This is a genomic window from Aeromonas sp. PS2Canimalfood6 (genome assembly GCF_048276795.1).
Classification (GTDB): Bacteria; Pseudomonadota; Gammaproteobacteria; order Enterobacterales; family Aeromonadaceae; genus Aeromonas; species Aeromonas caviae.
In genome coordinates this window covers 1-18,518 of sequence record NZ_JBLUXC010000018.1, presented here as the reverse complement: position 1 = coordinate 18,518, position 18,518 = coordinate 1, and the positions used below count along the sequence as shown (strand labels likewise).

Annotated in this window: 17 protein-coding genes, 1 tRNA gene and 2 rRNA genes; 3 read left to right on the top strand and 17 right to left on the bottom strand. The window is 61.8% G+C overall.

Annotated features, from left to right (window positions below):
* Positions 1-138 precede the first annotated feature (138 nt).
* A complete protein-coding gene (gene trxA / locus ACNPAA_RS09760; RefSeq protein WP_010672369.1) occupies positions 139-465 on the bottom strand; it encodes a thioredoxin TrxA in 327 nt (108 codons plus the stop codon).
* A gap of 113 nt (positions 466-578) precedes the next feature.
* Here trxA and rhlB point away from each other — a divergent pair, with 113 nt between their 5' ends.
* The 3 genes from rhlB to ACNPAA_RS09745 are packed head-to-tail and all read left to right on the top strand — an operon-like array spanning position 579 to position 3,645.
* Positions 579-1,868, top strand: coding sequence for an ATP-dependent RNA helicase RhlB (gene rhlB / locus ACNPAA_RS09755; protein ID WP_104455036.1), 1,290 nt, complete (start codon positions 579-581; stop codon positions 1,866-1,868).
* Between the two features lie 13 nt (positions 1,869-1,881).
* Positions 1,882-3,372, top strand: coding sequence for a guanosine-5'-triphosphate,3'-diphosphate diphosphatase (gene gppA / locus ACNPAA_RS09750; RefSeq protein WP_049636360.1), 1,491 nt, complete (start codon positions 1,882-1,884; stop codon positions 3,370-3,372).
* Positions 3,373-3,384: 12 nt separating this feature from the next.
* A complete protein-coding gene (locus ACNPAA_RS09745; RefSeq protein WP_041214156.1) occupies positions 3,385-3,645 on the top strand; it encodes a Rho-binding antiterminator in 261 nt (86 codons plus the stop codon).
* 70 nt (positions 3,646-3,715) lie between these two features.
* On the opposite strand, the gene ACNPAA_RS09740 is transcribed toward ACNPAA_RS09745, so the two are convergent.
* The 16 genes from ACNPAA_RS09740 to ACNPAA_RS09665 form a co-directional block, all read right to left on the bottom strand.
* On the bottom strand, positions 3,716-4,474 hold the full coding sequence (locus ACNPAA_RS09740) for a class I SAM-dependent methyltransferase (RefSeq protein WP_373870756.1): 759 nt from the start codon (positions 4,472-4,474) through the stop codon (positions 3,716-3,718).
* A 51-nt stretch (positions 4,475-4,525) separates the two neighbouring features.
* Positions 4,526-7,093, bottom strand: a complete 2,568-nt coding sequence (locus ACNPAA_RS09735; protein WP_417891722.1) for a putative bifunctional diguanylate cyclase/phosphodiesterase — start codon at positions 7,091-7,093, stop codon at positions 4,526-4,528.
* A 234-nt stretch (positions 7,094-7,327) separates the two neighbouring features.
* On the bottom strand, positions 7,328-9,370 hold the full coding sequence (gene prlC, locus ACNPAA_RS09730) for an oligopeptidase A (protein ID WP_042864699.1): 2,043 nt from the start codon (positions 9,368-9,370) through the stop codon (positions 7,328-7,330).
* 221 nt (positions 9,371-9,591) lie between these two features.
* The gene (hemB, locus tag ACNPAA_RS09725; protein WP_039041081.1) at positions 9,592-10,611 is read right to left on the bottom strand and encodes a porphobilinogen synthase; all 1,020 of its coding nucleotides are present in this window, start codon (positions 10,609-10,611) and stop codon (positions 9,592-9,594) included.
* Between the two features lie 3 nt (positions 10,612-10,614).
* Positions 10,615-11,400, bottom strand: a complete 786-nt coding sequence (locus ACNPAA_RS09720) for a TatD family hydrolase (protein ID WP_244812988.1) — start codon at positions 11,398-11,400, stop codon at positions 10,615-10,617.
* 111 nt (positions 11,401-11,511) lie between these two features.
* Entirely contained in the window at positions 11,512-12,264 is a 753-nt protein-coding gene (gene tatC, locus ACNPAA_RS09715) for a twin-arginine translocase subunit TatC (protein ID WP_010672360.1), read from the bottom strand.
* Positions 12,261-12,719, bottom strand: coding sequence for a Sec-independent protein translocase protein TatB (tatB, locus tag ACNPAA_RS09710; protein ID WP_244812989.1), 459 nt, complete (start codon positions 12,717-12,719; stop codon positions 12,261-12,263). The genes tatC and tatB overlap by 4 nt, the downstream gene beginning before the upstream one ends.
* 3 nt (positions 12,720-12,722) lie before the next feature.
* Entirely contained in the window at positions 12,723-12,971 is a 249-nt protein-coding gene (tatA, locus tag ACNPAA_RS09705; RefSeq protein ID WP_010672358.1) for a Sec-independent protein translocase subunit TatA, read from the bottom strand.
* 39 nt (positions 12,972-13,010) lie between these two features.
* Complete coding sequence (ubiB, locus tag ACNPAA_RS09700) at positions 13,011-14,651, bottom strand: ubiquinone biosynthesis regulatory protein kinase UbiB (protein WP_042017422.1); 1,641 nt, start codon at positions 14,649-14,651, stop codon at positions 13,011-13,013.
* Positions 14,651-15,259, bottom strand: coding sequence for a ubiquinone biosynthesis accessory factor UbiJ (locus tag ACNPAA_RS09695; RefSeq protein WP_201872756.1), 609 nt, complete (start codon positions 15,257-15,259; stop codon positions 14,651-14,653). The genes ubiB and ACNPAA_RS09695 overlap by 1 nt, the downstream gene beginning before the upstream one ends.
* Positions 15,260-15,267: 8 nt before the next feature.
* Complete coding sequence (gene ubiE, locus ACNPAA_RS09690; protein WP_201872755.1) at positions 15,268-16,020, bottom strand: bifunctional demethylmenaquinone methyltransferase/2-methoxy-6-polyprenyl-1,4-benzoquinol methylase UbiE; 753 nt, start codon at positions 16,018-16,020, stop codon at positions 15,268-15,270.
* Between the two features lie 65 nt (positions 16,021-16,085).
* Complete coding sequence (gene crcB / locus ACNPAA_RS09685) at positions 16,086-16,463, bottom strand: fluoride efflux transporter CrcB (RefSeq protein ID WP_010672354.1); 378 nt, start codon at positions 16,461-16,463, stop codon at positions 16,086-16,088.
* Between the two features lie 87 nt (positions 16,464-16,550).
* Complete coding sequence (locus tag ACNPAA_RS09680) at positions 16,551-17,816, bottom strand: cytosine deaminase (RefSeq protein WP_417891721.1); 1,266 nt, start codon at positions 17,814-17,816, stop codon at positions 16,551-16,553.
* A gap of 213 nt (positions 17,817-18,029) precedes the next feature.
* Positions 18,030-18,105, bottom strand: a tRNA-Thr gene (locus ACNPAA_RS09675).
* Positions 18,106-18,152: 47 nt separating this feature from the next.
* Positions 18,153-18,267 (bottom strand): 5S ribosomal RNA (gene rrf / locus ACNPAA_RS09670).
* An 83-nt stretch (positions 18,268-18,350) separates the two neighbouring features.
* Positions 18,351-18,518 (bottom strand): 23S ribosomal RNA (locus ACNPAA_RS09665); the annotation flags it as partial.

The following is an 18,518-nucleotide window of genomic DNA, read 5'->3' as shown; positions in this document are numbered from 1 at the left end:
GACTTGCCAGGCTGGTAGTTAAGCAAAGAGTCAGGCAAAAAGGTTAGCAAACGAGCGATAAACTAGCACCAATCAGGGTGAGCGTCTAGGTGATAAAACACAAGGAGCGCATTATTGCAATGCGCTCCTTCTTGATTATTACAGGTTGCCGTCCAGGAACTCTTTCAGTTGGGTCTTGGACAGGGCGCCGACCTTGGTCGCTGCCACTTCACCATTCTTGAACAGCAGCAGGGTCGGGATACCACGAATGCCGTACTTGGGCGGAGTGTCGGCGTTATGATCGATGTTCAATTTCGCCACGGTCACGCGACCTTCATATTCCTGAGCAACTTCGTTCAGGATCGGGGCAATCATCTTGCACGGTCCACACCATTCGGCCCAGAAATCGACCAGAACAGGGCTGTCGGCGTTGATTACATCGGCCTCGAAGCTGGCATCGCTCAGCTGAACAATCTTGTCACTCATCTCCAACTCCAGTCAGTAATTAAGGCTTTATTGATGGTTCAACAAAGGCAATAGTTGCCCTATTTGAAATGATCCTGTTTATTATTGCAAGCCTAACCTGATAACCTACCGCCATGAGCAAAACACATCTAACGACCGAAAAATTCGCCCAAATGGGCCTCGAACCCGAAGTTCTGGCTGGTCTGGAATCAAAGGGATTTCACTATTGTACGCCCATCCAGGCACTGTCCCTGCCCCTGCTGGTTGAAGGTCATGACCTCGCCGGTCAGGCTCAGACGGGGACCGGCAAAACCCTGGCTTTCCTGGCGGCGACATTCAACTATTTGCTGACCCATCCGCTGACCAGGCCGCGCCTCGTCAACCAGCCCCGCGCCATCATCATGGCCCCGACCCGGGAGCTGGCCGTCCAGATCTATAACGATGCAGAGAGCATGTCAGCCTCCACCGGGCTCAAGCTCGGTCTCGCCTATGGTGGCGAAGGCTACGACAAGCAGCTGGCCGTGCTGGAACAGGGCGTCGACATCCTGATCGGCACCACCGGCCGCATCATCGACTACTTCAAGTCCAAGGTCATCGATCTCGGCAACATCCAGGTCGTGGTACTGGACGAAGCGGATCGCATGTTCGATCTGGGCTTCATCAAGGACATCCGTTTCCTGTTCCGCCGCATGCCCCCCGCCACCGAGCGTATGAGCATGCTGTTCTCCGCCACCCTCTCCCTGCGGGTGCAGGAGCTAGCCTATGAACACATGAACCACCCGGAACATGTGCAGGTCGAACCGGAACAGATGACCGGCGTGCGGATCAAGGAGGAGCTCTTCTACCCCTCCAACGAAGACAAGATGTTGCTGCTGCTCTCCCTGATGGAAGAGGAGTGGCCCGAGAAAGCCATCGTCTTCGCCAACACCAAGCACGTCTGTGAAGACGTTCACGCCTGGCTGGAGAACGACGGCCACCGCGTCGGCCTGCTGACCGGCGACGTGCCGCAGAAGAAGCGGATGAAGATCCTGGAAGAGTTCACCAAGGGTACCCTGGATATCCTGGTCGCCACCGACGTGGCCGCCCGTGGTCTGCACATCCCCGACGTGACTCACGTCTTCAACTACGACCTGCCCGATGATGCCGAAGACTATGTCCACCGCATCGGTCGTACCGGTCGCGCAGGCAAAAGCGGTCACTCCATTAGCCTGGCCTGTGAAGACTATGCCTTCAACCTGCCGGCCATCGAGGAGTACATCCACCACCCCATCCCGGTCAGCAAGTATGACCGCGAGGCGCTGCTGGATGACGTCACCGCGCCAAAACGGGTGTTCCGCAACCGCCAGCCGGTGAACCGCAACATGCGGGATCGCCAGGGCGGTGGCAACAGCAACAACCGTCGTCGTCCCCCCCGCAAGAACTGAGGGATCGGCCAAGTTGCACAACTCGCCTCTCTATGCCGCCATCGACCTCGGCTCTAACAGCTTTCACATGCTGGTGGTGCGCGAGGTCGCCGGTGCCCTGCGCACCGTCACCAAGGTCAAGCGCAAGGTACGCCTCGCCGCCGGCCTCGATGCCGATTTTCGCCTCAACCGTGCCGCCATGGAGCGGGGCTGGGATTGTCTGCGCCTCTTCTCCGAGCAGTTGCAGGACATCCCGTCCGACAACATCCGGGTAGTGGGCACCGCCACCCTGCGCCTGGCCACCAACGTCGACGAATTCATCAGCGAAGCGGAACGGGTGCTCAACCACAGCATCGAGATCATCTCGGGCGAGGAAGAAGCCAAGACCATCTATGAAGGCGTCTCCTGGACGTCGGCAGGGGAAGGCAATCGGCTGGTGATCGACATCGGCGGCGCCAGCACCGAGCTGGTGATCGGCGAGCAGAGCGAAGCCAAGCTGCTCAACAGCCTGCACATGGGCTGCGTCACCTGGCTCAACAACCACTTCGGTGATGGCGAGCTCTCCGAGGCGCGCTTCAACCAGGCCATTGCCGCCGCCAAGGCGGTACTGGAGAAAGTGGCTGCGGACTACCGTGTCCTCGGCTGGCGCACCTGCGTCGGCGCCTCCGGCACCGTCCAGGCGCTGCAGGAGATCATGCTGGCCCAGGGCAAGAGCGAGCGGGTCACCCTGCCCAAGTTGCAAGAGCTGATGGGTCAGGCCATCGCCTGCGGCAGACTCGATCAGTTGCAGCTCGAAGGGCTGGCGGCCGAACGGCTGACCGTGTTCCCCTCCGGTCTCGCCATCCTGATCGCCATCTTCGAGACCCTCGACATCGAGAGCATGACCCTGGCGGGCGGTGCCCTGCGTGAAGGGCTCATCTACGGCCTGCTCGGCAACAATCACGACTGTGATGCCCGGGATCGCACCGCCGACAGCCTGATCAGCCGCTACCAGCTCGACAAGGAGCACGCCGAGCGGGTCCGCGACACTGCCATCGAGGCGTTCACCCAGTTGCAGCCGGCCTGGCGCCTCTCCAAGCGCTACGGCCGCCCGATCCTGCGCTACGCGGCCCTGCTGCACGAAATTGGTCTGTGCATCGAGTACAAGAAGGCGCCGCAGCACGCCGCCTACATCATCGACAACATCGACATGCCGGGCTTCACCCCCGCGCAGAAGAAGCTGCTGTCGGCCCTGCTGTTCAACCAGCGGGATGAATTCAAGCTGGAGCCGCTGGAGAAACAGGGTGCCGTCACCGGTCGCCAGGCGATCCGGCTGGCCCGCATCCTGCGCATCTCCCTCATCCTCTGCATGCGCCGGACCCAGGGCACTGTGCCCAGGTTCATGCTGCAAGCCGATGAAGATGCCCTGACCCTGACCCTGCCCAAGGGGTGGCTGGACGAGCACTACCTGCGCGCCAGCGAGCTGCGCCTCGAGGTGGAACGCCAGCAGAAGATGGGCTGGTCCACCCGGCTGCTGGAAGCCTGAGGCGCACACCCCATGGCCGATTACCAACCCGTCAGCTGTGACCTGTACGACTGGCTGGAGATCGCCGCAAGCTGGCAACTGCCCGTCACGATCACCGACCGGGATGGACGAACCTGGGCGGACAGGATCCGCACCATAGAAGCCAGCGACGGAGTGGAATATCTGCTGCTGGAGCGCGCTGAGCGCCTCAGCCTGGCGGACCTGGCAACCCTGGAACTCGTCTGGCAAGGGGAAGAAAAGCGGATCCACTTCGCCCCACCCCGCAGCCAATGAATAGCAAGAGGGCCAACCTGATCAGGTTGGCCCTCTTCGTTTGACGCTCAGACTCCCTGCCAGTCGCCACTCAACTCGCCAGCGCCGCCATCACATAGACGTCGAAGCGGTTGCTCTTGGTCTCGATGGCCATGCTGGGCTTGTGCTCGTTGAGCCAGCCCGCATAGTCGGGCCGCTTCACCACCACCCGCTTGTCAGCCATCCTGAGCGCCGCCGGCAGCAGGGCATCCGCGTCGAGATCCGCCCCCACCAGGGACTGGAACACCCGCATCTCTTTTTTCACCAGCGCCGACTTCTGCTTGTGGGGGAACATGGGGTCCAGGTAGATGACCTCCGGCCGCTCGGTCAGCGCCAGCAGGGTTTCCACCGCCGGGCCTTGCAGCAGTTGCATCCGCTCGCGCACCCAGGGGCCTATCTCGGGATCCTGCCCCGCCCGGGTCAGACCGTCCTGGAGCAGGGCCGCCACCACGGGGCTGCGTTCGATCAGGGTCACCTTGCAGCCGAGGGTGGCGAGCACGAAGGCATCGCGCCCGAGCCCGGCGGTGGCATCCACCACGGTCGGCATGGCTCCCGACTTCAATCCCACCGCCTTGGCGATGGACTGGCCGCGCCCGCCACCGAACTTGCGCCTATGGGCCACCGCCCCTTCCACGAAGTCCACATAGACGGCCCCCAGCTTGGGTTCGTCCAGTTTGCGCAGCTCCAACCGCGATTCGGTCAGCACCAGGGCGAAGGGAGCGGGAAACGCCACGTCGGCAAGGCGTTGGCGCAGGGCGTCGAGCTCGCCATCGCGGGCGGGCACTTCACTGAAAACCTGAATATGGGGCATAACATGGACTCATCACGGCGCAGAAGCCGGCATGATAGCAGAAGCGGGGGGTCAGCTCACCGTGGTCAGATTCGCCAGGTTCATGCCCTGACGGTTGAGACTCAGGTACTCGGTCAGATCGTCGAAGGGCAGCGGGCGGCTGAGCAGATACCCCTGGGTGAAGGCGCACCCCTTCTGGCAGAGGAAATTGAGCTGCTCCCGGGTCTCCACCCCTTCGATCACCACCTGCATGCCGAGGTTGTGCACGATGTTGATGATGCCGTCGAGCAGCAGGCGGTCCTGCTCGTTGAAGGGAATATGGCGCACGAAGGAGCGATCGATCTTCACCAGATCCACCGGGAAGGTACGCAGGTAGTTCAGTGCCGAGTAGCCGGTGCCGAAGTCGTCGATGGCCAGCTTGCAGCCCGCCTCGCGCAGGGCATCGATCCGCACCCTGTGCTGATCGCTGGTCTCCATCAGCAGAGATTCGGTGATCTCGATGATGATGTCCGCCGGATCCAGCTCGAAGTGGCGGATCACCCTGAGCCACTCGTTGGCCTCCGGGTCTATGGTCTGGAACTCCAGGGTGGAGCGGTTGATGGACATCTGCAGATCCGGGAAGCCGGACTGCTGCAATCTGGCCAGATCCCGGCAAGACTGCCACAGCACCAGGGCACCCAGCCCCTGGATGAGCCCCGCCTCTTCCGCCAGCGGGATGAAATCCGCCGGTGAGACCTGACCCCAGTGGGGGTGATACCAGCGCACCAGGGCCTCCAGCTTGGCGACCCGGCCGCTGCGGTTGTCCCAGATGGGCTGGTAGGCCATGGTCAGCTGGCCCAGCTTGATGGCCTCCGCCAGATCGTGCTGCATCTGGTGGCGCTGGCTCACCTCTTCCCGCATGGAGGCGTTGTAGGTGCCGAGGGGGCGTCCCTGGCGCTTGGCGACGAACAGGGCCTGCTCGGCATTGCGCAAGAGCTCGTCGCTGTCGCCGCCGTCATTGGGACAGAGGGTGATCCCCAGGGTGGCGGTCACATAGAGGTGCTGGTTGGCCAACATGAAGGGACGGGCAAAGCCGCCGATCACCTGCTTGGCAAATACCTCGGCCTGACGGCGGTTGACGATGCCGGGCACCAGGAAGGCAAACTCGTCGCCGCCGATGCGGGCCACCAGGTCCTCGGTGCGTACCCGGCTCACCAGCCGATCCGATACCTCCCTCAGCAGGGCGTCGCCCACATGGTGATCCATGCTGTTGTTGACCGCCTTGAAGTTGTTGAGGTCGAGCACCATGAGGGCGAAGCGCTCCCCCCGCTCGCAGAAGCGGGCCAGGCAGCGACCGAACAGCCAGCGGTTGGGCAGGCCGGTGAGGTTGTCGTAGTTGGCCTGGGCGGCGATCTTCTGCTCCGCCAGCTTGGTCTGGGAAAGATCGCTGAAGATGGCGATGTACTGACTGATCTTGCCCCCTTCCCGCACGGCGCTGATCATCAGCTGCTGGGGATAGAGCTTGCCGTTCTTGCGCTTGTTCCATACCTCCCCACGCCAGATCCCCACCCGCTCCAGAGCGTGGTACATGTCCGCATAGAAGGTCTGATCGTGCAGTCCGGACTTGAGCATGCTGGGCCGCTGGCCACACGCCTCCTCCTCGCTGTAACCGGTGATCTTCTCGAAGGCCGGATTGACCGAGATGATGCGACTGTCGGCATCGCACACCAGAATGGCTTCGGAGAGGTTGTCATAGACCCGGTGGGAGAGCTTGAGCTGCTCCGCATGGCGCCTGATGGGATCGATGTTCTCCAGCACCACCATGAGATAGTCGGGGTGCATCTGCTCGTTGCGGATCAGGGTCACCGTCACCCGCCCCCACAGGACGGTCCCATCCCGATGGAGATAACGCTTCTCCTGAGTAAACGCGGGACGCTCTCCCCGCTTGAGGGTGTCGTAGAGCGCAATGCTGGTCTGCCAGTCGTCCGGATGGTTGATTTCGGCGACGGTGAGCTGTTGCAGCTCCTCCTGGCTGTAGCCGAGCATCTTCTCGATGGCCGGGTTCGCCCAGAGGATCTTGCCGCCCAGATCCACCTTGCCGATGCCCACGGGCGCATGGGACATCATGGTGTCCAGGAAGTGGTGATGTTCCGGTTGCGCCGGCTGCTCCTGGCTCTGGCGCTGCTGATACATCAGCGCCAGTTCACGACCGGCGAGCGGGGCCAGCAGACGCAGCAGGCCCACTATCTTCTCCATTCTCGGCATGGCCCGCTTGAACATGGCGCTGCACAGGCCGATGGTCTCTCCCTCGGCGTTCTTGAGCGCGACGCCGGCATAGGCTCTCACCTCGCAGCGCTCCAGCACGGCGGCGTGGGGGAACAGCTGGCGGGTGCGATCACTGAACCAGGCTTCACCCTGTTGCATGGCGATCTCGCCCGGAGTGTCGGCGAGGGGGAAGCTGTAGGCGTTGATGTCGAGGGAGGCGGGATAGGCGGCATGCACGGTAAAGAACAGACCCGCCTGATCCTTGCCGGACACCAGGACGAAGTCAGCCCCCACCGCGTTGGCGATTTCACTCACAAAGGCATCAAAATATCCCTGACCACTCGAATGAGACAGGCTGGAGATGATTTGATAGACAGACTCGAGTGCTCGCCTCATGGCAAGGTTCTTTCTCTCCCTGGAAGGTAGAACCCGACTCTACTGAAGAGGCGGGGACAGTGCAAACATGCACTCCGCAAGATATTAAAAAGGCTTGGAAAAAGGGACCAAAAGGTCCCTTTTTCTATCAAAAATCACGTTTCGATCCCACTATGCCGCAAATGTGTACCTGCTTGAAGCTCCCGCAGTGGCGCGGCAGCTCATCCAATCGAGGCTCACTGTGGCGGCGGGACCTCACGCGGCGATACCACTGTGACGCAGCAGCGCATCCACCTGGGGCTCCCGGCCACGGAAGGCACGGAACAGCTCCATCGGCTCCCTGGAGCCGCCCTTTTCCAGAATGTTCTTCAGGAAGGAGTGGCCCGTGGCCGGGTTGAAGATCCCCTCCTCCTCGAAGCGGGAGAAGGCGTCGGCAGAGAGTACCTCGGCCCACTTGTAGCTGTAGTAGCCCGCCGCGTAGCCGCCCGCGAAGATGTGGGAGAAGCTGTGCTGGAAGCGGTTGAACGCCGGAGGCGTCATCACGGCGACCTGGCTGCGCACCTCAGCCAGCAGCGCAGGGATCTGATCCGCTCTGGTCGGGTCAAAGGTCTGGTGCAGACGGAAGTCGAACAGGGCGAACTCCAGCTGGCGCAGCATCTGCATCGCCGCCTGGAAGTTGCGGGCGGTCAGCATCTTCTCCAGCAGATCCGCGGGCAGCGGCTCCCCGGTCTCGTAATGGCCGGAGATGAAGGCCAGCGCCTCGGATTCCCAGCACCAGTTCTCGAGGAACTGGCTCGGCAGCTCCACCGCATCCCAGGCCACGCCGTTGATGCCGGCCACGCCGGCCACATCGATGCGGGTCAGCATGTGGTGAATGCCGTGGCCGAACTCGTGGAACAGGGTGACCACTTCGTTGTGGGTGAACAGGGCCGGCTTGCCGTCCACCGGGCCGTTGAAGTTGCAGGTCAGGTAGGCCACCGGCTTTTGCAGGGAGCCGTCCTGACGGTAGCGGCGACCCAGGCAGACATCCATCCAGGCGCCGCCCTGCTTGTGCTCGCGGGCGTAGAGATCCAGGTAGAAGCTGCCGCGCAGCTCGTCATCGGCGTCAAAGATGTCGTAGAAGCGCACGTCCGGGTGCCAGGTGTCGATGCCGAGACGCTCGCGCACCTTCATGCCGAACACCCGCTTGACCACCTCGAACAGCCCCTTCACGACCCGACCGGCGGGGAAGTAGGGACGCAACTGCTCATCAGAGACCGAAAACTTGTGCTGTTTGAGCTTTTCTGCGTAATAGGCAAGATCCCAAGCCGCCAGTTCGTCCTGACCGTGCTGCTCGGCGGCAAAGGCGCGGATCTCCTCCAGCTCCGCCTTGCCTTGGGGCAGGGACTTGGCAGCCAGGTCGGTGAGGAAGTCCACCACCTGCTCCGGCTTGTCCGCCATCTTGGTCGCGAGGGAGAGCTCGGCATAGTTGGCAAAGCCCAGCAGTCGGGCCAGCTCCCGGCGCAGGGTGAGCAACTCGGTCATGATGGCGGAGTTGTCCCACTTGCCGGCGTTGGGGCCCTGGTCGGAGGCGCGGGTGGTGAAGGCCTCATACAGCTCGGCACGCAGGGCGCGGCTGTCGGCATACATCATCACCGGCAGGTAGGAGGGGATGTCCAGGGTGAACAGCCACCCCTCCTTGCCCTTGAGTTCGGCCATCTGGCGCGCGGCAGCCTGGGCGCTCGCGGGCAGACCAGCCAGCTCGGCCTCGTCGGTCACCAGCTTGTGCCAGCCCTGGGTCGCGTCCAGCACGTTGTTGCTGAAACGGGAGGCGAGCTCCGAGAGGCGGGCCTGGATCTCGCCGTAACGCTGCTGCGCCTCGGCAGGCAGACCGATGCCGGAGAGGCGAAAATCGCGCAGGGTGTTCAGGATCTCCTTGCGCTGGGCATCATCCAGCCGGGGGAAATCATCGCTCTCGGAGAGGGCCAGATAGGCTTGATAGAGCCCTTCATGCTGACCGACATAGGTCTGGAATTCGGACAGCAGCGGCAGGCAGGCATCGTGAGCCGCCCGCAGCGCCTCGCTGTTCTGCACGGCGTTGAGGTGGCTGATGGGGGACCAGATCCGGGAGAGGCGGTCGTTGACCTCTTCCAGCGGGGCGATCAGGCTGTCCCAGGTGTGAGGCTCCTTCTGGGCCAGCACATCCTCAATCTTCTGTTTGCAATCGGCGATGGCCTGCGTCACGGCAGGTTGCACCTGATCGGGCTGGATCTGGCTGAAGGGAGGCAGCGAGTCCATTGTCAGCAAAGGGTTAGTCATCTGCGGTACCTCTAAATGCTCTGCAGCCCCTGCCGTCCAGAAGCCTGCTTGGACCATCTAAGATGTAGGCAGAAACCCCATTTATCAAGCCTTTGCCGCCAAGAGACGGGCTTGTTGCCCACTTTTTCAGGCATTTTGTTCATAAAACCAGCACTTCATCTGCCAGAGACGACAATGCCGGCCCGAGGGCCGGCATTGTGAGGGCATGGACACTCCCCGCCTCAGCGTCGGGCGTCCTCTTTCAACCACTGGGCGACCCGCTTGGCGAAGTAGGTGAGGATGCCATCGGCCCCGGCCCGCTTGAAGCAGAGCAGGGATTCCATCACGCACTCCTTCTCCTTGAGCCAGCCATTCTGGATCGCCGCCATGTGCATGGCGTACTCGCCGCTCACCTGATAGGCGAAGGTCGGCACGCCGAACTGATCCTTCACCCGGCGGATGATGTCCAGGTAGGGCATGCCCGGCTTGACCATCACGCTGTCCGCCCCTTCGGCTATGTCGAGGGCCACCTCGTGCAGGGCTTCGTTGCCGTTGGCCGGGTCCATCTGGTAGGTGGCCTTGTTGCTCTTGCCGAGGTTGGCGGCGGAGCCCACCGCATCGCGGAACGGGCCGTAGTAGTGGGAGGCGTACTTGGCGGAGTAGGCCATGATCTGCACGTTGACGAAGCCATTCTCCTCCAGCGCCGCGCGGATGGCACCGATGCGGCCGTCCATCATGTCGGACGGTGCCACCATGTCGGCCCCGGCGGCGGCATGGGAGAGCGCCTGCTTCACCAGGATCTCGGTGGTGATGTCGTTCTGCACATAGCCTTCGTCATCGATGATGCCGTCCTGGCCATGGGTGGTGAAGGGGTCGAGCGCCACATCGGTGATGACCCCGAGCTCCGGGAAGCGAGCCTTGAGGGCACGGGTCGCCCGCTGGGCCAGGGCATCCGGGTTGTAAGCCTCTTCCGCCATCAGACTCTTTCTCTCCAGCGGCGTCACCGGGAACAGGGCCACCGCCGGCACACCCAGGGCCACCAGTTCGGCGGCCTCTTCGAGCAGCAGATCGATGGAGAGCCTGTCCACCCCCGGCATGGAGGCAACGGCCTCTCGCTGACCCTCCCCCTCCAGCACGAACACGGGATAGATGAGATCGTCGACGGTCAGTACGTTCTCGCGCACCAGGCGGCGGCTGAAGTCATGTTTGCGCACCCGGCGCAGGCGACGGCCCGGGAAGGCCCCCGGAAGAGTTGTGGCCATGAATCACTCCAAAAGCGGAAGTTGGAAGAATGCGGCGGAGGTGGCCCGGGTATGGGCCAGCAAGGCCTCGGGCGCTTCACCACGGCAGGTCGCCACCACCTGGGCGATGTGCGGCAAAAAAGCGGGTTCGTTGCGTTTGGGCCTGGGTTTCAGATCCCGCGGCACCAGGTAGGGGGCGTCCGTCTCTATCATCAGGCGACCCGCCGGAATGCGGGCCACCTGCTCGCGCAGCAGCTGGCCACGGCGCTCGTCACAGAGCCAGCCGGTCACCCCGATATGCAGCCCCAGCGCCAGGCACTCGTCCAGCTCGGCGTCGGAGCCGGTGAAGCAGTGCAGCACGGCCCCCGGCAGGCGGGGCAACCAGGGGCGCAGGATCTCGACGAATTTGTCATGGGCATCGCGGCAGTGCAGAAACACCGGCATCCCGAGCTCGGCGGCGAGCGCCAGCTGGGCGTCAAACACCGCATCCTGCACCGGGCGGGGGGAGAAGTCCCGGTTGTAGTCGAGACCGCACTCGCCGATCGCCACCACCTGGGGCAGGGCCGCCAGTTCCCGCAGGGCGGGCAGGGTCGTCTCATTGACGCTTTTGGCATCATGGGGATGCACCCCGGCGGTGGAGAAGCAGTAACCGGGCCAGCGGGCGGCCAATGCGGCGCTCTCGCGGCTGCCGGCCAGATCGGTGCCGGTCAGGATCAGGGCTTCCACCCCGGCGGCGCGCGCGCGTTCCACCAGGTCGGCCTGTTCGCCTGCGAACTGGCTGCTGGTCAGGTTCAAACCGATGTCGATCATGGAGTCAGGGGTTCCGGACAAACGAGGTGCATATCAGGCATTTGAAAACCATCTACTCGATGGGGCCTTACCATACGCCTCGAACGGATGCATGAAAAGAGGAAGGGAGCCTCAGCTCCCCTCTTCCGTTTGTTGCTGCTCCTCGTCCTCTTTCTTCACGTAGAAGCGGGCGAAGAACAGACCTATCTCCCACAGGCCCCACATGGGGATCGCGAGCAGAGTCTGGGAAAAGACATCGGGCGGCGTCAGCAACATACCGACCACGAAGACCCCGACGATGACGTAAGGGCGCTTCTCCTTCAGGCTCCTGGGGGTGGTCACCCCGGTCCAGCAGAGCAGTATAGTGGCCACCGGGATCTCGAACGCCACCCCGAACGCGAAGAACAGGGTCAGCACGAAGTCCAGGTAGCTGGCGATGTCGGTCGCCACCGTCACCCCGGCGGGGGCGGTACTGGTGAAGAAGCCGAACACCAGGGGGAACACCACGTAGTAGGCGAACGCCATCCCCGCGTAGAACAGCACGGCGCTGGAGGCCACCAGAGGCAGGATCAGCCGCCGTTCGTGCTGGTACAGACCGGGTGCGATGAAGGCCCAGGCCTGATAGAGCAGATAGGGGATCGCCACGAAGAAGGAGACCACCAGGGTCAGCTTGATGGGCGTGATGAAGGGCGTCGCCACATCCGTCGCTATCATGCTGGTGCCTGCCGGCAACTGGCTGAGTAGCGGCTGGGCCACGAAGTCGTAGATGTTGTTGGAGAAGTAGATGAGCGCGATGAACACCAGCAGGATGGCGGAGATCGCGCGCAGCAGACGGGTTCTCAGCTCCACCAGATGGCTGATGAGGGGCTGTTCTGCCTGACTCATGGCTTCACCTCCCCTTTGGCTGCGGACTCGCTGGCGGGCACAGGCTCGCTCTCTCGCTGGCTGTTGACCGGCGGCACCTCTGGGGTCGCGGGCACCGAGGCCGCCACCGGAGTGGCTGGCTCAGCCTGGGCGAGCTCCCGAGGCGGGCGGATCTCGTTCTCCCCCTGATAGGGACGATTCACAGACTGGGCGGCCGCTTTCAACTGCTCGATGGACTCCTGCAGCTCGGGGCTCAGGTTGTTCATCTGCAACCGTTCGGCCTTCTTCAGGTCGTTGTGCAGATCCTGCAACTTGAGCTCCTGTTCCAGCTCGGCCTTGACCGAGTTGGCGGTGCTGCGGATCAGCCTTATCCAGTGGCTGGCGGTGCGGATCGCGACCGGCAACCGCTCGGGACCCAGCACCACCAGGGCGACGACGCCGATGACGACCAGTTCCCAAAAACCGATGTCGAACATGGCTTAGGCCTGATCTTTGTCTTTCTGCTTGGCGGCTTCGGCGTTGCTGGCCGTCTCGTTCAACTGCTTGGTCGGGAACTCGGCATCTTTCTGCTCGGGTTTGGTGTCGGCCGGCTCATCGGAGAGCGCCTTCTTGAACCCCTTGACCGCCGCGCCCAGATCGCCGCCGATACCGCGCAATTTCTTGGTGCCGAACAACAGCACGACGATGACTGCGATGATCAACAACTGCCAAATACTGATACCACCCATGACTTTTTCTCCGGATAGGCGCCCGATGGCGCAGGTTATTTAATGGGAACGGGTTCGCAACCAACCCAGCAGCCAGCATAACCCGGCGCCGGCGAGGCTGATTTGTCCCCACTCAATGTGTTGTTTCTGGGTCAGCAAGAATACACCCGCGAGCAGCAGGCTGGCTCCAACCCCTAAGAGGTAGCGAGCCTGCCCCTGACGGCGACTGTGGCGACGGAAATCGGCAAACATCTGGTCGAAGTGGTGCTGCTGATGGCGGGCCTGACGCAGGGTCTCGTAGACCAGCTCCGGCAGCTCCGGCAGTTTCTCCGCCCAGAACGGCGCCTTCTCCTTGATGGCATTCCACACCGCCTTGGGGCCGACCTGCTCGTGCATCCAGTTTTCCAGATAGGGCTTGGCGGTCTGCCACAAATCCAGCTGGGGATAGAGCTGGCGACCCAGCCCTTCCACATAGAGCAGGGTCTTTTGCAGCAGCACCAGCTGCGGCTGCACCTGCATGTTGAATCGACGGGCGGTGTTGAACAGATTGAGCAGCACGTGGCCGAAGGAGATCTCGGAGAGCGGTTTCTCGAAGATGGGCTCCAGCACGGTGCGGATGGCGAACTCGAACTCGTCCACCTTGGTATCGGGTGGCACCCAGCCTGACTCCACGTGCAGCTCGGCCACACGGCGGTAGTCGCGATTGAAGAAGGCGAGGAAGTTCTCCGCCAGGTAGCGCTTGTCTTCCCGGTTGAGGGTGCCGACGATGCCGCAGTCGATGCCGATCCAGAGCGGATTCTCCGGGTGTTCGAAAGAGACGAAGATGTTGCCCGGGTGCATGTCGGCGTGGAAGAAGCTGTCGCGGAACACCTGGGTGAAGAACACTTCCACTCCGCGCTCGGCCAGCAGCTTCATGTTGGTGCCGTTGGCTTCCAACGCCGCAATGTCGGAGACCGGAATGCCGTAGATCCGCTCCATCACCAGCACCTGCTCGCGGCAGTGCTCGGTGAACACCTCGGGCACATAGAGCGCCTCGGAGCCGGTGAAGTTGCGGCGCAGCTGGATGGCGTTGGCCGCTTCGCGCATCAGGTTGAGCTCGTCGAGTATGGTCTTGCGATACTCCTCCACCACCTCGACGGGGCGCAGTCGTCCGCTCTGGGGCACGAAACGGGCCACCAGACGGGCCAGGGCCTGCATCAGGCGCAGGTCGGCCTCAATGACCGGCTCGATATCGGGACGGATCACCTTGATGACGATCTCGCGGCCGTTCTCCTTCAACCGGGCGGTGTGCACCTGGGCGATGGAGGCGGATGCCAGCGGCGTCTCGTCGAAGTCATCGAACAGGGTCTCGACGGGGCAACCCAGGCTCTCTTCTATCTGGCGACGGGCGGCCTGACCACAGAAGGGAGGCACCCTGTCCTGCAGCAGGGCCAGCTCTTCGGCAATGTCGGGGGGCAGCAGGTCTCGGCGGGTCGAGAGCATCTGGCCGAACTTGATGAAGATGGGGCCCAGGGCCTCGAAGGCGAGGCGAATGCGGGCGCCACGGCTCATGCCTTGTTGCTTGTTCTTGAGCCAGAACAGACTGCGACGGGCCAGACGGCCAGGCCAGGGCTGATAACGGGCGGGCACCAGCTCGTCGATGCCCTGTTCCAGCAGGATGCTGACGATGCGATAGAGGCGTTTGAACTCCTTCGGGGTCATCAGCTCACCTGCTGTTCGAGGCGGGCAAGCCGCAACTCGATCGCCTTCATCTGTTGGGCCAGCTCTTCGACATCGTCATTGAAGCTCGCCACTTCCAGCGGACCCGGGGCAAGCCTAGCCTCCTCGGTCAAATACTCGGCCACTTGACGCTGGGAACGGCACAACTCTCGCCCCACAAAACGGCGAGCCTGACGGGCACCACTGCACAGGATGTGGGCCACCACGTCGCCGGTGTAGCGGGACAGCTCCTCTTCCCAGTCGATATCGAGCTCGCCAAGCAGGGCGCTGAATGCCTGCACCAGCTGGGGGTCACCGCTCAGGTCCAGCTTCTCCTCGCGGATGTAGCGGGTCAGGGCGGAAGGCTCCTTGAGCAGGCCGAGGGCGGTCAGGGAGAGACTCAGCACCGCATCCGCCTCCCCTTCAAACCTGGCCAGCACATCCAGACGGCGCTCCGAGAAGACAAACCAGAGCGGCTTGAGCTCGCGCAGCTCCAGTTTGAGTACCTTGCCCGTCAGCTTGCGCAACCGCTCCGGGCTCTGTTTGTCCAGGGCCAGCAACTGGTTGAGGCTGGTTTCGATCACCGCGGTGACCATGGCATCCATCGGCATAGGCGACCTTAAAACTTGTAACCGCGGTGCAGGGCGACCACGCCCTGGGTCAGGTTGTAGAACTCAACCTGTTCGAACCCGACATTCTCCATTATGCCTGCCAGGGTCTGCTGATCCGGGTGCATGCGGATGGATTCCGCCAGGTATTTGTAACTTTCGCTGTCATTCGCGACGATTTCGCCCATTTTCGGCAGCAATTTGAAGGAGTAGAGATCATACAGCTTGGCGATCACTTCGCTCACCGGTTTGGAGAACTCCAGCACCAGCAGGCGGCCACCCGGCTTGAGCACCCGGAACATGGAGGCAAGCGCCTTGTCCTTGTCGGTGACGTTGCGCAGGCCGAAGCCGATGGTGATGACGTCGAAATGGTTGTCAGGGAACGGGAGCGCCTCGGCATTGGCCTGTACGTAGGAGACGTTGTTGGCCACCCCCAGGTTGCGCAGTTTGTCGCGGCCCACTTTCAGCATGGAGTCGTTGATGTCCGCCAGGACCACCTGACCGGTCTCACCCACGATGCGGGAGAACTTGGCGGTCAGATCCCCTGTACCGCCAGCCAGATCCAGCACCTTCTGTCCTTTGCGGACACCGGAGCAGTCGATGGTAAAGCGCTTCCAGAGGCGATGGATGCCGAACGACATCAGATCGTTCATCAGATCATACTTGGCCGCTACCGAATGAAAGACACCGGCGACCAGGGTTTCCTTCTCGGTCGCTGCCACGGTTTTATAGCCAAAATGCGTAGTAGTAGTCTGTTCCGACATCCCTCAAATACCCATAGAGCAAAGAATGGCCGCCAGTTTACCAGAGCCGATGGCGTGCGGACACCTCAAACCCGGCTTGCGACCAACTGCATCCCCAGCACGACCATGGCCAGACAGAGGAACAGATTGAGACCGATATTGAGCAGCGCCTTCAGATAGGCCCCTTGCTGGGCCAGCACGACCGTATCGAGGGCAAAGGAGGAGAAGGTGGTCAGGGCGCCGAGGATACCCACCATCAGCAATGGCTTCATCGGGTGTTCCACCACGTGACCATGGCTGATCAGGGCATAGGCAATCCCCATGATGAAGGAACCGACCACGTTGACCACCAGGGTGCCATAGGGAAAGTGGCGTCCCAGCAGCCAGGCCATCAGCTCGGCGATGCCAAAACGCAGGCAGGCACCGAAGGCGCCTCCGGCAGCGACAAATAACCAGGTTTGCATCAAGCAGTCTCCAAGAGTGTCAGGTTGGCATTATGCAAAATGTCGGCAGCAGGGGACAGCCGGGCAATTAATCGACCCTGCTAGACCCTAGCGGCGAAAGTCTACCCGTTCTGGATTCACAAGGTGGAGGGTCGTCTCGGCCGGGCGAGTATCGGCGATGACTCTGCCATGGCGGATGGAATAACGTACCGGCACCTGGCGGCGCACCGCATCGAAACCATTCTCTGCAGGAAGGATCAGCAGGTTGGCGGGCTTGCCCACCTCGATGCCGTAGCGATCCTGCGCGTTCAGGGTGCGGGCGCTGTGGTTGCCGATGAGCTTGAGACTGTCATTGATCTGCTCGTAGCCCATGATCTGGCAGACATGCAGCCCCATGTGCAGCACCTGCAACATGTTGGCCGTGCCCATGGGATACCAGGGATCGAACACGTCGTCATGACCGAAACAGACGTTGATGTTCGCCTCCAGCATCTCCTTCACCCGGGTGATGCCACGACGCTTGGGATAGCTGTCGAAGCGCCCCTGCAGGTGAATGTTCACCAGCGGATTGGCGACGAAGTTGATGTCCGCCATCCTGAGCAGCCGGAACAGCCGCGAGGCATAGGCTCCGTTGTAGGAGTGCATGGCGGTGGTGTGGCTGGCGGTCACCCGATGGCCAATACCGCGCTCGTAGGCCAGGGTTGCCAGCGTCTCGATAAAACGGGACTGTTCGTCATCGATTTCGTCGCAATGCACATCCACCAGAACCTGATATTTCTCTGCAAGATCGAAGACGTAGTGCAGACTTTCGACCCCGTACTCCCGGGTAAACTCGAAATGGGGGATGGCGCCTATCACGTCGGCGCCCAGTTTGAGAGCCTCTTCAAGTAACGCCTTGCCGTTGGGGTAGGAGAGGATCCCCTCCTGTGGGAAGGCCACTATCTGCAGCTCCACCCACTCCTTCATCTCCTCCCGCACCTCCAGCATCGCCTTCAGGGCGACCAGATTGGGATCGGAGACATCCACATGGGTGCGGACGAATTGGATGCCGTTGGCGATCTGCCACTTCAACGTCTGGATGGCCCGCAGCTTCACATCCTCGCGGGTCAGCAGTGCCTTGCGCTCCGCCCAGCGTTCAATCCCCTCGAACAGGGTGCCGGAGAGGTTCCAGCTCGGCTCGCCAGCCGTCTGGGTGGTATCAAGATGGATGTGAGGCTCGATAAAGGGGGCGATGGCGAGACCCTCCTCACCATCAAGCTCATGGGCTGCGAGCAGAGGGGTGCTCATGGGCTCGATGGCCCGGATCACGCCTCCCTGACAGAGGATTTGCCACATCCCTTCCCTGCCCGCCAGACGCACATTCCTAATCAGCATGTTCTTTCCCCTTCGAAAGCGTAGTTGTCTTTGCCAATCCACAACTTAGCCCGGATCCCTTTAAGAGAGAAGCGGCGCCCGGAAAGCATACGGGATAGAAAGGGAAGATATCTCAACAACAAGAAGGTGCGACATTGCAGGACTGCAATTTGCGATGGATGGCTGAAAGGCAGATACAAAAAAGCCTCCCGATTGGGAGGCTTTCTTATTTAATGGTGCTGATACCCAGAATCGAACTGGGGACCTCATCCTTACCAAGGATGCGCTCTACCGACTGAGCCATATCAGCACACTAACCGGTAAAGACCACGCTCAATGCGTAATCTAAAATTGGGTGCCTGGCAGTGTCCTACTCTCGCATGGCGAATGCCACACTACCATCGGCGCTACAGCGTTTCACTTCTGAGTTCGGCATGGGGTCAGGTGGTTCCACTGCGCTATTGCCGCCAGGCAAAATCTTCAATCTGAAAAAGCTGATTTAGTTATTCGTTCTCGGTATCTGCTACAAGTCTCTGAACACTTCTTGGGTGTTGTATGGTTAAGCCTCACGGGTAATTAGTATGGGTTAGCTCAACGTATCGCTACGCTTACACACCCCACCTATCAACGTTGTGGTCTCCAACGGCCCTTTAGGACCCTCAAGGGGTCAGGGATGACTCATCTCAGGGCTCGCTTCCCGCTTAGATGCTTTCAGCGGTTATC

Excerpts from the sequence above, each read along its gene's own strand:
- ACNPAA_RS09695 (WP_201872756.1), bottom strand. The coding sequence starts at position 15,259 with ATGCCGATGGATGCCATGGTCACCGCGGTGATCGAAACCAGCCTCAAC.
- ubiE (WP_201872755.1), bottom strand. The coding sequence starts at position 16,020 with ATGTCGGAACAGACTACTACTACGCATTTTGGCTATAAAACCGTGGCA.
- ACNPAA_RS09740 (WP_373870756.1), bottom strand. The coding sequence starts at position 4,474 with ATGCCCCATATTCAGGTTTTCAGTGAAGTGCCCGCCCGCGATGGCGAG.
- rhlB (WP_104455036.1), top strand. The coding sequence starts at position 579 with ATGAGCAAAACACATCTAACGACCGAAAAATTCGCCCAAATGGGCCTC.
- prlC (WP_042864699.1), bottom strand. The coding sequence starts at position 9,370 with ATGACTAACCCTTTGCTGACAATGGACTCGCTGCCTCCCTTCAGCCAG.
- crcB (WP_010672354.1), bottom strand. The coding sequence starts at position 16,463 with ATGCAAACCTGGTTATTTGTCGCTGCCGGAGGCGCCTTCGGTGCCTGC.
- tatA (WP_010672358.1), bottom strand. The coding sequence starts at position 12,971 with ATGGGTGGTATCAGTATTTGGCAGTTGTTGATCATCGCAGTCATCGTC.
- ACNPAA_RS09680 (WP_417891721.1), bottom strand. The coding sequence starts at position 17,816 with ATGCTGATTAGGAATGTGCGTCTGGCGGGCAGGGAAGGGATGTGGCAA.
- hemB (WP_039041081.1), bottom strand. The coding sequence starts at position 10,611 with ATGGCCACAACTCTTCCGGGGGCCTTCCCGGGCCGTCGCCTGCGCCGG.
- trxA (WP_010672369.1), bottom strand. The coding sequence starts at position 465 with ATGAGTGACAAGATTGTTCAGCTGAGCGATGCCAGCTTCGAGGCCGAT.
- tatB (WP_244812989.1), bottom strand. The coding sequence starts at position 12,719 with ATGTTCGACATCGGTTTTTGGGAACTGGTCGTCATCGGCGTCGTCGCC.
- ACNPAA_RS09745 (WP_041214156.1), top strand. The coding sequence starts at position 3,385 with ATGGCCGATTACCAACCCGTCAGCTGTGACCTGTACGACTGGCTGGAG.
- ACNPAA_RS09735 (WP_417891722.1), bottom strand. The coding sequence starts at position 7,093 with ATGAGGCGAGCACTCGAGTCTGTCTATCAAATCATCTCCAGCCTGTCT.
- ubiB (WP_042017422.1), bottom strand. The coding sequence starts at position 14,651 with ATGACCCCGAAGGAGTTCAAACGCCTCTATCGCATCGTCAGCATCCTG.
- tatC (WP_010672360.1), bottom strand. The coding sequence starts at position 12,264 with ATGAGTCAGGCAGAACAGCCCCTCATCAGCCATCTGGTGGAGCTGAGA.
- ACNPAA_RS09720 (WP_244812988.1), bottom strand. The coding sequence starts at position 11,400 with ATGATCGACATCGGTTTGAACCTGACCAGCAGCCAGTTCGCAGGCGAA.